This window comes from Paeniglutamicibacter terrestris (assembly GCF_012271785.1).
Lineage (GTDB): Bacteria > Actinomycetota > Actinomycetes > Actinomycetales > Micrococcaceae > Paeniglutamicibacter > Paeniglutamicibacter terrestris.
This window is the reverse complement of sequence record NZ_JAAWVT010000013.1, coordinates 75,406-90,350: the sequence shown is the minus strand read 5'-3', so window position 1 is coordinate 90,350 and position 14,945 is coordinate 75,406. Positions and strand designations below refer to the sequence as shown.

Below are 14,945 nucleotides of genomic sequence, written 5' to 3'. Positions count from 1 at the left end.
TTTCCTTCCGCTGGCCCGCACCTTTTTAATCCATGCGGCGAGTCATGAGCTGAATGGCGCCGCGAGAGGAGTTTTTACCAGTGGGCGCGCCAGTACTGTGCGGCGAAGGGGACCTCATCTTGGGCTGCACCCAGTTCTGCTGCGGCGGCAGCCGGCCAGTTGGGGTTCTTTAGGGCGGCTCGACCGATGGAAACTCCGTCGGCTGCTCCCATGACCAACACCTGCTCGGCCTGCGAAGCATCGTTGATCATGCCCACGGCCGTGACAAAGGCATCTGGGACGGCGTGCTTTACCGCGGTGGCCAATGGCACCTGGAAGCCGGGGCCGGTGGGCCCATAGTACTTGCCGATTCCCGCGCTGGAGAGGTCAAAGGCCGTGACACCCAGTGCGTAGGCCTCGGCAGCGAAGCGTGCAGTATCTTCAATCCTCCACCCGCCCTCAACCCAGTCATCACCGGAGAAGCGGATGGCCAACGGTTTGTGATCGGGCCATGCGGCACGCACCGCGCCGATGACCTCGCGGGCATAGCGGGTGCGGTTTTCATAACTTCCGCCGTATTCGTCGGTGCGGGTGTTGGTCAACGGGGACAGGAACTGATGAATCAGGTAGCCGTGGGCTCCATGGAGCTGGACGAGATCAAAGCCTGCCTCATCGGCACGACGTGCGGCGTCCGCCCAGTCTTGGATGGAAACCTTGATCTGCTCAACGGACATGGCAGCGGGGGAAACTAGGCCGAAGACGTCGGTTTCGGACGGTCCGGTGGTCTCCCAACCGCCATCTTGCGCACTGATGCTTCCGACCTTGCCGTCGGCCGCCGCTTGCGGAAGCCACGCATAAGTGGAGGCCTTGGCTCCGGCGTGGGCCAGCTGAATTCCGGCTGCCGCTCCTTGTGAGTGGATGAAATCGACAATCGGTGCCCACGCATGGGTCTGCGTGTCGTTCCAGATGCCAGCGTCGTGGTCACTGATACGCCCCTGCGCGGTGATGGCCGCGGCCTCGGTAATGACTAGGCCGAAGCCTCCGGCGGCACGAGCTCCCAGGTGTGAAAGGTGCCAAGCGTGCGGGACACCGTCGCGGTTGGTGACCGAATACTGGCACATCGGCGCCAATACTGTGCGGTTCCGTAGTTTCAGGCCGGGGCCCTGTGGGGTAGTCAGCTGGACCGGGGCGAAGAGTTTGCTCATGTCCGGAGCAACAGGCACACCGCTTCAGCTATTCCCAGCAGCACCGATCCGCGGATCGGGGGTGAAGTCCTAGGGTTGAATCTTGTCGCCGGCATCCGGATTCGATTCAACGATCCGCAGATATCCGTGATCGGGGTGTTGCACGAACAGCACACGTGAGGTGGTTTCCTCTTCGATCCGGTAGCCGAAGGAAGTTTTTGAGACGCCTTCCGCCAAGGTCTCCAAGTCACCCGCGTACTCCAGCGAGAGTTCAATGCGAGACGATTCCTCCGGGCGTACCTCAATGCGCCCGCCATGTTTGGCGCGGTATTGCACCGAGGTGCCGTCGGGGGAGTGCGCATAGAATTTTGCCCCGATGTTCTGCAGGGTCTCTTCGATCGCTGGCAGGTCGGGGGTGTGCCAGCGGATCAGGACCGTGAGGTTTCCGCGGGGGTTGTCCGCGCTCCCGGTGAGCTCTGGCGGCGTTCCGTCGGTGTCCAGCGGATCCACCGCAAGCGCGGTGAATTTCACCGAGTCGGGAGCTGCGATATGTGCCACCGTGGGGCCAGTGCTGACGGCCGCTGCAGGGATCAAGGTGACGGGCGTGCCATCACTGATGGTCCAGCGCGCGAAAATCTCCAGATCGCGGACCTCGAAGTGCAGCTCGGTGCCGGCGTCGGTGGCTTCTTGCACCAGGATGCGCCCCGCATCGGCAGCGAAGCATCGATTGGTGTGGCTCGTTGACCCAGCGGTGGCGGGAAGCTGCGTCATTTCGCGTAGTCCCAGAGCCAAAAATAGTTCGGACCAACCTGCAGCATGTTCGGTTCTCAGGGTGGGGCGGATGCGAAGCATCGAGGGCTCTCCAAGTGGTGTTCCTGGGCCCTCGACGCTGTTGGACAAGGGCGGTGTTGGTGGTTAACAACAGTGTATTTCGAACTACCTACTAGCCTCGACCGAACCTCACCGGGCTACAGCCGCAGCAGCGGTTCTGATTCATGTTGAGGCGCGGATCATAGCGAGGGCGCTAATCAAGGTATGCCTCATGATGCATATGTCATGCCCGTCGGGATTGGCCCGGCACCCAGCACGCTAACCACTGGTGCAGTGGGCGCATGACGTGATGGGATGACTCCATGGCAATTCTGTTGGAAGAACTTCTGGTCCCCGATGCCGCCGCTTGGCGAGCATGGTTAACCGAGCATCACGCGAATCATCCCGGCGTACGCCTGGTTCTACACAAAAAGGGCGGCACTACCACCGAACTCACCTATGCTCAGGCGGTGGATCAGGCGCTCTGTTTTGGCTGGATTGATGGACAACGAACCGGCCGTGATGAACACAGCCACTACAACCGCTTTACCCCGAGGACTGCTCGGAGCAAGTGGTCGGTCAGGAACGTGGACAACATTAAACGACTCAGCGAACTGGGTCTGCTGGCACCGTCCGGCCTCGCCGCCGTACAGGCCGCACAAGCAGATGGCCGTTGGGATGACGCCTATGAAGGGCAAGCGACGGCAAAACTGCCACAGGACTTCCTTGACGCTTTGGAGGGGCATCCACGAGCGCAGGAAAAACTTCAGACGCTCAGCGGAGCCGAACGTTTCGCTATCTATTACCGGCTACACACCGTTAAGGGTGCCGATACCCGGCAGAAGAAGATCGCCGGTTATCTCGCGCGACTCGACGCTGGCCAGGGAATTCTTTAGACCGATGGACCGTAGCGCTGCACGAAGTTACCTAGGACCAACGCCGGCCATTGCACCCGTGCACTCAAGGCCTCGTCATGTAACCGTTGGGCCTCGTGCGGTGGGAAGTACCCGGCATCACGATAAATGAGGATCCGCTGGGCCAGTCCCTGTGGATCAAGTTCGGGGTGGAACTGTGTGGCGTAGAGGTTGGTCTTGACGCGGAACATCTGAACCGGGCATGCGGTCGATTCCGCGAGCAAAATCGCCGTCGAGGGCAGACGCGAAACCGCCTCCTTGTGCCCAACAAAGGCATCAAACTCCGTTGGGAGTCCGGTGAGCAATGGATCGCTTTGCCCCTGTGTGGTCAGTCGGATATGTGACGTGCCCACGGGTTCCCCGTAGCGTCGATCGATCAGTGCGCCCTGATGCGTGCCTAGCGTTCCCACGCCATAACAAGCGCCAAGAAACGGGAAGTCATCGTGAACCAGTACGTCAAGGAGTCTGGACAGGTCGGATTCGCACCGCAACTGAAGATCCGATTTCAGTATCGGATCCTCCGAGGTGTTAAAGGGGCTGCCTCCCAAGATGACGCCGGGACAATGCTCTAGCCCCAGTGCCGCAATCTCACCCAGTGGCTCCCGGTCGAGCCGGATTACGCGCAGCGCATCGGTGGGTAGACCGCTGGCGGCCAGCACCCCACGGACCTCGTCCGAAGCAGCAAGATCGTGTTCTCGCGTGGAAATAAAGATGAAACGCCCCATCTCTGCAGTCTACGACGCGAGCATTGCCTGGACGGCGAAATTAACCCTTCTGTCGTGGACATTCTCGGACTAGTCTGGAACCAGTTAATGGGCACTAACTCAACCCGGCAAGCTGAAATTGCTTTCCGATAGAACCGGCAGTGCCAGAAGCCTCGAGGACAAGGACTAAGAAGCATGCTCATCACCGACTCGGTTGCACTCATTACCGGTGGCGCCTCAGGCCTTGGAGCCGCCACCGCTCGCGCACTATACGCCGCTGGGGCCAGCGTGGTCCTGGTCGACTTGCCCTCCTCAAAGGGCGAAGAAGCGGCCGCAGCGCTGGGTGAACGCGCCAGATTTGTACCGGCGGATGTCACCAACGAGGATCAGGTGCGGGCCGCCATCGCCGTTGCCGCCGAATTGGGCAGCCTTCGCATCGCGGTGAACTGTGCCGGAGTCGCCACCCCGGGCAAGGTGCTGGGACGCGAGGGAGTACTCCCGCTGGCCAATTTCGAGAAGGTCATTGCCATCAACCTCACCGGCACCTTCAACGTGGTGCGCTTGGTCGCCGAAGCCATGGCAGCAACCGAACCGGTGACTGATCCGGTCACCGGCACCGCAGAGCGCGGCGTCATCATCAATACCGCCTCCGTGGCGGCCTTTGATGGGCAAATCGGCCAGCCAGCATATTCTGCCTCCAAGGGTGCTGTCGCGGCCATGACCCTTCCCCTGGCCCGTGAACTTGCCCGCCATTACATTCGCGTCATGACTATCGCGCCGGGCATCTTCGAGACTCCGATGATGGCCTCGCTCTCCGCGGAGGCGCAAGCTTCCCTGGGTGCCCAGGTTCCGCACCCGGCACGGTTGGGCAAACCCGAAGAGTATGCGGCTCTGGTGGGGCACGTCCTAGCCAACCAGATGCTTAACGGCGAAACCATCAGACTTGACGGAGCCATCCGCATGGGGCCGAAATAGCGACAGCGCGTTTCCTGACACGGTTCGGGGGAGCTGAGCGTCTGCTCAGCGCGGCAGCAGCTCTCCTGCCTGGATCTTTTGATTCAGCCGGTTTGCCTCGACGGGTGCTGGGCATACGGCGTGGGGCGAGAAAGCCATCGGATAGTTCAGGGTGCGGTTAAAATCGATGTTCACAGATCCGTCGGCGGCAGGCGCCTTGACCGTGACAAAGCGCCAGGCCGCTGTCTGCTCACCATTGGTGAGATCTCTAAAGTTCAGAGTGAGTGATCCGTCATCGTTTTGCGAGGCGGCTAGCACTGCACTCTGTCCGCCCAGTTCGAAGCTGACCTCTCCCACCAGCTCTGTCTTGAGTTTGGTGTCCGGACGGAAGCTATCAATGGGAACCACCTTCGGCGCATGGAAGGCAGTGTACTGGCCGGGGACAATGAAGGCAGGATCATAGGGGAATATCGGCACCCCGGTGAAGGCCTTAAGCCGGGGATGAGTACGTTCACGGGTGCGGATCATGTATCGCCCGCCCCTGACCCCCAGCTCAACCAGCGTGTCACCATGACGAATGAAATGCATGGATTCATCCTCGTGCAGTGATTGCACCAGAGTCCCCGATACGGGGTCACCATCGGCTGTTGTTACGCAATCCTCAGCGTCAAAGGTGGCATGGGCGGAGGATCCGCTTGCGCTCCAATATCCGGGTAGCAGATCCAGTTTTCCCGGTACGTCGGGAAGCCATTGATAGCTGCTGAGCGAAAGCCAGCCGTAGGGAACGGCAAGACCTTCTTCGCGCAGGCGACGCCACTGTGTGAATTCAATTGGTGCACTCATATAATCAGTTTCCCACTATTACCGCAGGAGCGTCAGCAGGTGAGCATGGTGCCCGCCCGCCCTTGAGCCGGTGGAGCTCCAACGCACGCACTAGGCTTGTTTTTATGCCTTCCTACCGCGCGCAGTTGAACATCATGGGACTTCGGCCCGGGCACGCCCCCGAAGCGGTCATGGACAGTGCCGTAGCTTCGCTGGCTGTTACTCACCACGTGGATGCGAACCAGCTTGATGTTGTTGCCGGGGTTCCTAGGATCACCGTGCGCTACACCGTCGAAGAAGATGGAAACCCGGATGGGCAAGCCATCACCAGCGCCGCAGCCATGCGAGCGGCGGTGGAAACCGTGGCTATCAGCGAAAAACTTGTGGTGTTGCGTCGTACTCGGGGACGCTGGATCACCCTGCGCCGTTAGTCCGTGGGGTGACGACGACTTAGTCGAATTCGGTGGGTTTGCCGCGGGCGGCACGATGCTCGGCATGGTGAATCTGGTAACGCCGGTTTTCCGTGGCTAGAAGCGCCACGAAGCAGGCCATGCCCGCAAGGATCGCAATCCAGATGGAGCTGTGCGAACCCACGGCTCGCGGCACCAACAGCCAGAACATGCCCCAGCTAAAGCCGATCGCTAGGATGATGCGCCCGCGTTCGGTCATGGCCAGGGCCACCGCTGCGTATCCCGTGGCGATGACGAGGATTGGTGCCACCCAGGTCACTGCCCAGTCGGCACCCCAAGACTGCAACAGGGAGGCGAAACTTGATGCGGTCACCACCAGCGTGAATCCGGTCATCAGGCTGATGGGCGCATCGGTCAACATCCGCTCACGATGGTTTCGTGCGGTTTTCTCGTTCAATCCGCGCACCGCGGTGTACAGGAACCAGCAACTTGCGGCGGAGAAAACGAAAGCGGGCAACAACCAGTCATTAACGGCACTGATCATCCAGAGAGTGCCCGCAACGATGGCCAAGGTAAAGGGCAGACCGATGAGACGTTGGCGTACTGCCGAGCGTTGTGTGGCGGTCCACGAATAGGCCGCCGACAATGCCGACCACACAAAAATCAGGGGCCACAACAGATGAGCACTCGGTGCCGTGGAAAGCAGCGAATAGTTTGACCCCAAGGACTCTACTGACCCGGAGGCCAAGGTGCTCAGGCAGATCAATGACACAACGCTCGCCACCACCGCAGCAATGCTGAGCAGTATGCGGCGACGTTTGTCTGCAGGAACCTCTTCCGGGTTCTCGCCGGTCTCCGGCAACGCATAGGGAGCCTCGTAGAGTGGCTCAACTGTTGCTTGTTGCTTGTCGATGGCCGCCTTGGCGCTGGCGACTAGTTCCGCTAGCTGCTCCGCGCCCATGGGCTGGCTAGCGTAGTGCTGTTTCGATCGCTGCCCATCACCGAGGGGCGAATCATCCCACTGCGAGGCAGGCTCTTCCGGTGCCCGTCCGGCATCGGGTGCGGAGAACAGATTTCTTGCATGAAGCCCGGTTTCGGGATCTTCCTTAAATTCTGTGGCGCCAGCAAGTTGGGCTTCTTCAGCCATTGCGGCGGCTGCTTTGGCTTCGGCTGCGACTCGGGCTTTTTCTGCGATGGCTGCGTCAATTGCCGCTTGGGTGGCTGCTGCTGCTTTGGCCTTTTCTGCGAGCTCCGCGTCGGCAGCTGCTTTGGCTTCGGCTGCGACTCGGGCCTTTTCTGCTGCCTCGGCGTCAGCCTCGGCCTGGGCCTTTGCAGCGGCCTCGCGTGCGATTGCTTCTTCTCGAGCCACTCGCGCAGCCTCGCGTTTGGCAGCCTCAGCCGCGGCTTCAGCACGGGCGACCTCGACCAACCGATTGCGTTCCTTGAGCTCTGCGGCCTTGGCCCGTTCAACGCGCTGTTGCTGCCAGCGCTGCTTGAGCGTTGAGGGAGTCGCGTAAATTTTATCGCCCAGCTTTTCCCATGCGGGATTGGGCAGGGAATCGAGCCAGCCGTTGATGGCAGGGAAGCCGCCGGACATGGCGGCTTCCTTCTCGTCCGCATTGGCCATGACCTTGGAAGAGGACTTAGCACCTTTCGAAGCATCTTTGCTCGCGAGGTGGTGAAGTGGCGCATCGGCGTGGTCCGGGTTAGCAGATCCCTTGAGCAGGGTGTTAAGCGAGTCGGGTTCGGTGGTGTGCTGGCGTGGAACGGGGTGCGAGATGCGTGCCGAAACATGTTCGTCGGCACCGACCGGTGCATTGTGGGAGGACTCCTCGTTGGCCCGGATCAGGTCGGTGGGGCCAGCGGCCTCGGGAGGCGCCGTCTTAGTACTTTTTTTCGTGGAGCCGTTGGCAGCAGAGTCATTGACTGGCCCAGAAGCCTTGTCTGGTTGTTTAGGCTGAGGCAGTTGCGATTCCTGAGGTGCGGAGGAGGTCCATGTATCGGAATTACTCATTGTCGTCTCCTTCGTCTCCTTCGTCGCCACCACGGCGGTTTGAGCCACTGCCCACGCGATGGCTTCCAGCGTACCGAAAACAACATCTCGATGTCCGATTCCCACACTTGATTACTTAACTGGTCAGGATTGGGTCTGTCGGTGAGTGGGAGGCTCGGAGTCGGTCGCGTCTCAATTGCTCTTGATCAGGCCGGAGATTCCGCGAGTTCAAGGGCGGAGGTGTAGCTCACCGGTTCTCCGGAGATCGGGTCGATGAAGGAAATGCTACGTGCCAGCAATTGCAGCGGGCGGGCGTAATCGTCGGCGGCAAAATCCATGAGCGTGGGGTAGAAGGGGTCGTTGAGGATCCCGAGTCCTAGCGCGGCGAGGTGCACGCGAAGTTGGTGAGTCTTCCCCGAATGGGGGCTCAGCTTGAACTTGGCTACCCGAAGGCCAGCAAAATGCCCCGCGGAGACCCCGGTACCGAGTAACTCGATGCGAGATTCGGCATTAGGCTCCCCCTCCTCGACGAGTGAACGCAGCTGACCCTTGATCTTGCTCATCCGATTGGTGTACACCAACGGTTCGCGGGCCAGCGCCTCGAGTCGATCAGCTAATGCGGCCGCCGTGAGTAGGTGATTGCCGGGCCCCGCCTGATGATCAACAGCATTTCCACTGCGCTCCTCGGCGCTTCCACCGAGCCCACCGACTCCCAGTACCTCGCCGGCGGGTCGTCCTGCGACCGGAACCAGCGCGGAAACTGCCTCATACGTTTTGGATATTTCGCGGCGCTCAAACAGGGTTTGGTAAGCACCCCGGGTCTCCGGGTTCGTAGAAAAAAGCAGGATTCCTGCCGTTGCCCGGTCTAAACGATGCATCGGGATTAATTCCGGGTTGTCGACCCGATTACGCAGACGCACCAGCGCCGATTCCTGGATAAAACGGCCGCCCGGGGTGGTGGGCAGGAAATGTGGCTTGTCGATCACCAGCAAATTTTCATCATGGTGCAGGATCGACTCGACGAACGGGATGGGTTCCTCGGCCGGCAGATTGCGGTAGTACCAAATGAATTCGTGCTCGCCCAACGGGGTGTGCTCATCAAGAACCACTCCGTGAAGACCCACCACCTCACCATTTTTGAAGCGGCGGGTAATGCCCTGCGCATCAACGTGCCCAAAGCGGTGCAGCATGTAGGCGCAGATGGTGTCCCATGCTCCATGCGACGGCACGCGCAGACGGGTTGCATTAACGCCGTTACGCACGGGAAGCGGGGAGATCATGGCCATGCCCACCAGTCTTTCACGGGTGGTTGCGGTTGGATTCCCCGATGCGCACCGTGGATCCTTGGCAGGAGGCGCAGAAGTAGATATCTCGCTCGGCGCTGCGATCCGATTCTGCCAGCGACTCCTTGCTTAATATTCCCCTGCAGCGCATGCACGCTTGGCCCCCGCGTCCGTAGACCCAATAGGGATTCATCCCATCGGCGCCGGTGGTCACTCGCCGGGCCCGGTCCTTGTTGGCGTTCAGTAAGCGATGCGCCAAATCAACGAGGTGGTGCAGGTCCTCAACCTCTCCGGTGGGGGTGCGGGGATGCACGCGGGCCACAAAAAGTAGCTCCGAACGATACACATTGCCCAGGCCGCACAGGAGTCGCTGGTCAAGCAGGGCTAAACCAATGGGTCGCAGGGGATCGGCGAGCAATCGACGAACGGCCTCGTCGGGGTCCCACGAATGTCCCAGGGGGTCGGGGCCCAGATGCCCAATGACCTCAACCTCTTCATTGGTGCGAAGCACATGCAAGAAACCAAGATCAAAGCCCACGGCGGTGAAGGCGGTATTGCCCAGCACCGCGCGAGCCTTAAAAGCCGGTGAGCGCCAACGCTCGCCGGTGGCATAAACGTCCCAGTGACCCTCCATGAGTAAATGCGAATGGATGCTCAGGGGCGGGGCGGAAACCCGTGCCGGGGGTCGCGTGCGAATGAGCAGATGCTTTCCGCGCGAAACGACCGATTCCACCATCCAGTCCACCAAAGACAAGGTGGCATGGGCAGGTACACGAAAATCGCTCACGCTCAGGACCCTGCCCGCGAGGGCTGCCTCTAAACGACGGGCCGTGCGAAATACTGTGTCCCCTTCGGGCATCGTGAAAACCACCATTCCAACTAGAGAGGAGCACCGGCTTAAGTGATCAGGTGATCCTAGTCACCCAGCCTAGCCGGTGCGGGTGGGCGGTGGGTGGAATATTTAAAATTGGTTAGGCCCTAAACCGCAATCCACTAGGAGTCGAGTAGAAGCCGGCGTGGCGAAGCGCGGAACCAAGCGGTGAATCGATGATGGGCTGACCATTGATCTTCTCGATGCCCAATTTGCCGATCGAACCCCGGCGCAGCACCGCCACCAGCTCCGTGGCGATTGCATCCAATAGGGCGGGATCCGCCGGCGCCGACTCTACATCGGTGCTCGCGGACAGTGAATTAAAGCCCAGCACCGTCTTTCCACCGCGTTCCACGTAAAGGGCCAGCGCCCCATCAACCAGCACCACCAAGGCCCCTGCCTTGCGTCCCGGGCGATGCCCGCCGGCCGCCTCGGGCCAGCTCAGGGCAGCCCCATAGGGGTTGGCCGGGTCGGTGGCCGCCAGTCCAAGCGCCATGGGAAGGTGTCCGCCATCGTCCTGCCGCACCAACGAACGCAACCTGTCGATCGTGGCGGAGGTGGAGAATTGGGCGGCTCCGAGTCGCTCAACAAAGTAACCGCGACGGGTGTGACCGGCCTCCTCTAGTCTTCCCAAAACCCGGTACAGCTGGCCGAAACCGCCGGGCACCGATTCGGCGGCCACCGAACCACGAGTGATGACGCCGTAGCGTTCGAGCAGGAATTCTGCCGCCGCGTGCGCCCTAATGGTGGGATCGGCCAGCGGGGCCGGCAAGGCTGCCCAACGTCCCGATGCGCTCTCGGGAGCCGGGCGCCGCCCGGAAAGCTCGACGCCCGAATCCTGACGTCCGGCTCGCAGCATGGCCATGCGACCCAATCTGGCGGTACGGGCACGCGGTGCCTGTGCCGGTGCTCGGTGGGCGTTTTTGCCCCCGGAAAGAAGTTGGCGAAGCGGTCCCAGGGTGTCGGGGGATGCCGCGGATGCCCAGAATAATTCCCAGAGAGCTTCAAGCACCAATGCGGAGGAGGGTTCAGCCGTATCGTGGCCACCCGGTGACCCGTCGGGGTCCGGTAACCGAGCGCTCAGCTGAGCCAGTTGCGGGACGAAGTAGGCGCCGGAGGAGCCCAATACGCCCAACAACTTGGAGGCCAGTGCCGAGAAGGTGGAGGTGTCGGGCAGCGGCAGACTCAGCGGAGCATTCTCGAACGTATGTAGTGCCACCCACCCGTCATTGCCGGCCAAGGCTCCGGCACCGGAGATCAAAACCTCACCGGCACTCATCAGTTCATCAAGCATCCAGGGCTGGTAGTCGCGAACCCGGGCGGGCAAGATGTGGGATTCCAGTGCGGAGCCGGGGACCGGGACCCCGGCCAGCTGTTCCACCACGGCCATCACACCGTCCAAGCCGCGCAGCCCGGCTCCGATGCCCTGCCAAGAGGGGAGGAACCTGGCAAACGTGTCCTGATCCACCGGTTCAACCTCGGCACGCAGTGCGGCCAACGACCGCGAGCGGATCATCCGCAGCACCGCAGCGTCACAGTACTCGGTGGCACTGATGCCTAGTGCCGGAGCCTGATCCAACATTTCGGCCGGCCGGAAGGCCCCCACCATGACCCTGGTATCTGCCACCAAGCGCTCCAAGACGGAGGTGGTCACGGCGACACCCAGCCCCAGTGCCACGGCAACATCGTGGGCGGTGAAGGGGCCGTGGGTACGGGCATAGCGGGACACCAGATCTCCCACCGGATCGGCCACCGGTTCAATGAAGGCCAGTGGTACTCCATGCGGCAGCGGGACACCCAGGCCGTCGCGCAGGCGCGGGGCGTCCTCGATCGCGGCATAAACGTGGCGACCGCCCAAGCGCACGGCTAGGGCCCGGTTGCTGCGCACCAGTGCCTCGAGGTAGGTGCCGGCCGCGGTGAGTAGATCGGTCGGCGAATCTGCCTCGGGGTTCAGCCGTGCCGCCACCTCGTGCTGCTCCAGTGGGCCAAGCAGGCGCAGCAAATCCGCGGTGCCTTCGAGCCCGGTCAATTTGCGGTTCTCCGCCACCCGTTGTAACTCGTCCTGGGTGCGGGCGATAACTCCGGCGTCCAACAGTTCGCGCAGCTCGGTGCGGCCCAATAATTCGTTCAGTAGCGCCGGGTCCAGGGATAACGCGGCGGCGCGGCGTTCTGCCAGCGGTGAGTCGCCCTCGTAGAGGAACTGTGCCACGTAACCAAAGAGCAGAGATTGGGCGAAGGGCGAGGGCAGACGTGTCTGCACCTCACGTACTGCGATGCCGCGCGACGCCACCTGCCCCAGCAGGCTCTTGAGCGATGGAAGGTCATAAACGTCGTTTAGGCACTCGCGTACGGTTTCCAAAATAATCGGGAAATCCGGGTACTTGCGGGCGACATCCAAGAGTTGTGCACTGCGTTGGCGCTGTTGCCACAACGGGGTGCGTTTGCCCGGGCTGGTACGCGGCAGCAAGAGGGCCCGGGCCGCGCACTCACGGAAACGCGCGGCGAACAGCGCCGAATTGCCCACCTGAGCGGTGATGAGATCCTCGATTTCCTCGGGCTCAAAGGCAAAAAGCTCGGCACCGGGCGGTTCATCGTCCATGGCCGGCACGCGCAGCACAATCCCGTCATCCGCAGCCATCGAGGAACCATCAAGCCCATAACGCTCGTGCAGCCGAGCACCCACGGCCAGCGCCCACGGCGCATGGACAGGTAATCCAAAGGGTGAGTGCAGGATGACCCGCCAATCGCCCAGTTCATCAACAAAGCGCTCCACCACCAGCGTCTTGTCACTTGGCACCACGGAGGTGGCCTCCGCCTGAGCGCTGAGGTAATTCAGCAGGTTCCCGGCGGCGAAGTCATCCAGACCGATGGACGCCAATTCCTTTCGAGCGGCACTTTGCCCGGACTGGACCAAGGATGCGGTGAACGCACCGAGTGCAGCACCGAGTTCCACCGGCCTGCCTTGGGAATCTCCCTTCCAGAACGGCAGCTTTCCGGGCTGCCCAAAGGCGGGGGAGACCAGCACCCGATCGTGCGTGATGTCCTCGATCTTCCAGCTGGTTGCCCCCAAGGCAAAGACATCCCCCACCCGGGATTCGTAGACCATTTCCTCATCCAGCTCGCCCACGCGACGCCCGCCCTTGGCTCCTGAACTCTCTTCGGAACCGATGAGGTAGACCCCGAAGAGTCCGCGATCGGGGATGGTGCCGCCGCTGATCACCGCCAAGCGTTGGGCCCCAGGCCGCCCGGTGAGCACTCCGGTGTCCCGATCCCAGACGATGCGTGGGCGCAGTTGGGCAAATTCGTCCGAGGGGTATTTGCCCGCCAGCATTTCCAGTGTCGCGGTGAATGCCGCCCGCGGCAGCGAGGCGTAGGGCGCGGAGCGCCGTACGGTCTCAAACCAGGCCTCGACACCAAGATCTTCGAGGGCGCACGCGGCCAGGGTCTGTTGCGCCAGCACATCCAACGGGTTGGCGGGGATGTGTAACTTCTCAATCTTTCCCTCGCGCATGCGTGAGACGGTCAACGCGGTGGCCAGCAGGTCAGCTCGATGCTTGGGGAAGAAGGTTCCGGTGGAAGTCTCCCCGACCTGGTGCCCGGCTCGGCCCACTCGCTGCAGTCCGGAGGCCACAGATGGTGGGGATTCGACCTGGATTACCAGATCCACCAGTCCCATGTCGATACCCAGTTCCAGGGAACTGGTGGCCACCACGGCGCGTAGCACCCCGGTCTTCAAATCGTCCTCGATGGTGGCCCTGGTTTCCTTGGACACCGACCCATGGTGGGCACGAGCCAGCGGGATCACCGCTCCGGGCTGATCCGCCGGGAGACTGGTTGCGCTCATGCCCGCCTGCGCCATCATGGCCGCGGGCATTCCCGTGCCCGGTTGCACGCGCGCCACAGGGGTTCCGGCGCTCGGCTCGGCTCCCATGGAATCTATGTCGTTGGGCCCCAGAACCGGTTCTGTACTTGCTGCCGCTACCCGCGTTTCATGGATTTCGTTCAGCCGGCCGGTGAGCCGCTCAGCCAACCGGCGCGAGTTGGCAAAAACGATGGTCGAGCGGTTCGCTTCGATCAAATCGACGATTTGTTCTTCGACGTGTGGCCAGATGCTCGCTTGTGGAGCCAGCCCGGAACCGGGGCCCAAATCGTGGGCCGCCGCGGCGGCGGGCAAATCGGTCATATCTTCGACCGGGACGCGGACGCTCAGATCCCACGTTTTGGTAATGGGTGGGGCAACGATGCTCACCGGGGCGGTGCCGCCCAAGAAGCGGGCGACCTCCTCGCGGGGTTCAACGGTGGCCGAGAGTCCGATGCGTTGGGCCGGGGTTGCCAGTAAGTCATCGAGTCGTTCCAGGGACAAAGCTAGGTGGGCGCCGCGCTTGGTACCGGCTACCGCGTGCACCTCGTCGAGGATGACGGTATGAACCTGCGTCAGCGATTCGCGGGCCTTGGAGGTCAGCATCAGATAGAGCGACTCCGGGGTGGTGATGAGGATATCCGGAGGGTGGGTCACCAGTTTGCGGCGCTCATTGGCCGGGGTATCGCCGGAACGCACGCCCACCGAAACCTGAGGAACCGCGAGACCCAGATGCGCGGCGGTGGCCTTGATGCCAACCAACGGCGCCCGGAGGTTGCGTTCGACGTCCACGCCGAGAGCCTTCAACGGTGAAATGTAGAGCACTCGTGTTCCGCCGGAGCCAGTGGTCTTTGACGCAGCAGGAAGCGGCTCCTGGAGGCCCGGCAGTGCCGAATCCATGATGTCGGTGGCGGTCCGGGCAAAGGAATCTAGCGCCCAAAGGAAGGCCGAGAGTGTTTTGCCGGATCCGGTGGGTGCGACGACCAGCGCATGACGCTGCGTGGAGATGGCGTCCCATGCCCCGATTTGCGCTGGTGTCGGCGCGGCGAAGGCACCCTCGAACCAAGCTCTCGTTGCGGGGGTGAACCGCTCTAGGACGTGCGTCGCATCCGCATTTTTTGCCATTGTCCCCAGCCTAAACGGTGACTGCGTCAATTGGGGA

11 protein-coding genes are annotated in these 14,945 nt (G+C 61.9%); 3 read left to right on the top strand and 8 right to left on the bottom strand.

Going from position 1 to position 14,945, the window contains the following annotated elements; genetic code table 11:
* Positions 1 to 74: 74 nt before the first annotated feature.
* Positions 75 to 1,184: an oxidoreductase gene (locus HED64_RS18440; protein ID WP_168153418.1), complete on the bottom strand. Its 1,110-nt coding sequence runs from the start codon at positions 1,182 to 1,184 to the stop codon at positions 75 to 77.
* Positions 1,185 to 1,253: 69 nt separating this feature from the next.
* On the bottom strand, positions 1,254 to 2,015 hold the full coding sequence (locus HED64_RS18435; RefSeq protein ID WP_168153417.1) for a hypothetical protein: 762 nt from the start codon (positions 2,013 to 2,015) through the stop codon (positions 1,254 to 1,256).
* A gap of 281 nt (positions 2,016 to 2,296) precedes the next feature.
* On the opposite strand from HED64_RS18435, the gene HED64_RS18430 reads away from it, so the two are divergent.
* Complete coding sequence (locus HED64_RS18430; protein ID WP_168153416.1) at positions 2,297 to 2,869, top strand: YdeI/OmpD-associated family protein; 573 nt, start codon at positions 2,297 to 2,299, stop codon at positions 2,867 to 2,869.
* Here HED64_RS18430 and HED64_RS18425 read toward each other — a convergent pair.
* On the bottom strand, positions 2,866 to 3,612 hold the full coding sequence (locus HED64_RS18425) for a glutamine amidotransferase (protein WP_168153415.1): 747 nt from the start codon (positions 3,610 to 3,612) through the stop codon (positions 2,866 to 2,868). The genes HED64_RS18430 and HED64_RS18425 overlap by 4 nt on opposite strands.
* 174 nt (positions 3,613 to 3,786) lie before the next feature.
* Between HED64_RS18425 and HED64_RS18420 the strand changes: the two genes are divergently transcribed.
* Complete coding sequence (locus HED64_RS18420; protein ID WP_168153414.1) at positions 3,787 to 4,566, top strand: SDR family NAD(P)-dependent oxidoreductase; 780 nt, start codon at positions 3,787 to 3,789, stop codon at positions 4,564 to 4,566.
* A gap of 45 nt (positions 4,567 to 4,611) precedes the next feature.
* Here HED64_RS18420 and HED64_RS18415 read toward each other — a convergent pair whose 3' ends face one another.
* Positions 4,612 to 5,388 (bottom strand): DUF1684 domain-containing protein, encoded by a 777-nt coding sequence (locus tag HED64_RS18415; RefSeq protein ID WP_168153413.1) that lies wholly within the window; start codon positions 5,386 to 5,388, stop codon positions 4,612 to 4,614.
* A gap of 104 nt (positions 5,389 to 5,492) precedes the next feature.
* Here HED64_RS18415 and HED64_RS18410 point away from each other — a divergent pair, with 104 nt between their 5' ends.
* Positions 5,493 to 5,798: a hypothetical protein gene (locus HED64_RS18410; RefSeq protein WP_168153412.1), complete on the top strand. Its 306-nt coding sequence runs from the start codon at positions 5,493 to 5,495 to the stop codon at positions 5,796 to 5,798.
* 19 nt (positions 5,799 to 5,817) lie between these two features.
* On the opposite strand, the gene HED64_RS18405 is transcribed toward HED64_RS18410, so the two are convergent.
* The 4 genes from HED64_RS18405 to HED64_RS18390 form a co-directional block, all read right to left on the bottom strand.
* Positions 5,818 to 7,791 (bottom strand): MFS transporter, encoded by a 1,974-nt coding sequence (locus HED64_RS18405; protein WP_168153411.1) that lies wholly within the window; start codon positions 7,789 to 7,791, stop codon positions 5,818 to 5,820.
* 185 nt (positions 7,792 to 7,976) lie between these two features.
* Positions 7,977 to 9,050 carry a pseudouridine synthase gene (locus HED64_RS18400; protein ID WP_245326095.1) on the bottom strand — a complete coding sequence of 358 codons (1,074 nt, stop codon included), beginning with the start codon at positions 9,048 to 9,050 and terminating at the stop codon, positions 7,977 to 7,979.
* A gap of 19 nt (positions 9,051 to 9,069) precedes the next feature.
* Positions 9,070 to 9,912: an Fpg/Nei family DNA glycosylase gene (locus tag HED64_RS18395; protein WP_168153409.1), complete on the bottom strand. Its 843-nt coding sequence runs from the start codon at positions 9,910 to 9,912 to the stop codon at positions 9,070 to 9,072.
* Between the two features lie 112 nt (positions 9,913 to 10,024).
* Positions 10,025 to 14,908 carry an ATP-dependent helicase gene (locus HED64_RS18390; protein WP_168153408.1) on the bottom strand — a complete coding sequence of 1,628 codons (4,884 nt, stop codon included), beginning with the start codon at positions 14,906 to 14,908 and terminating at the stop codon, positions 10,025 to 10,027.
* Positions 14,909 to 14,945 lie beyond the last annotated feature (37 nt).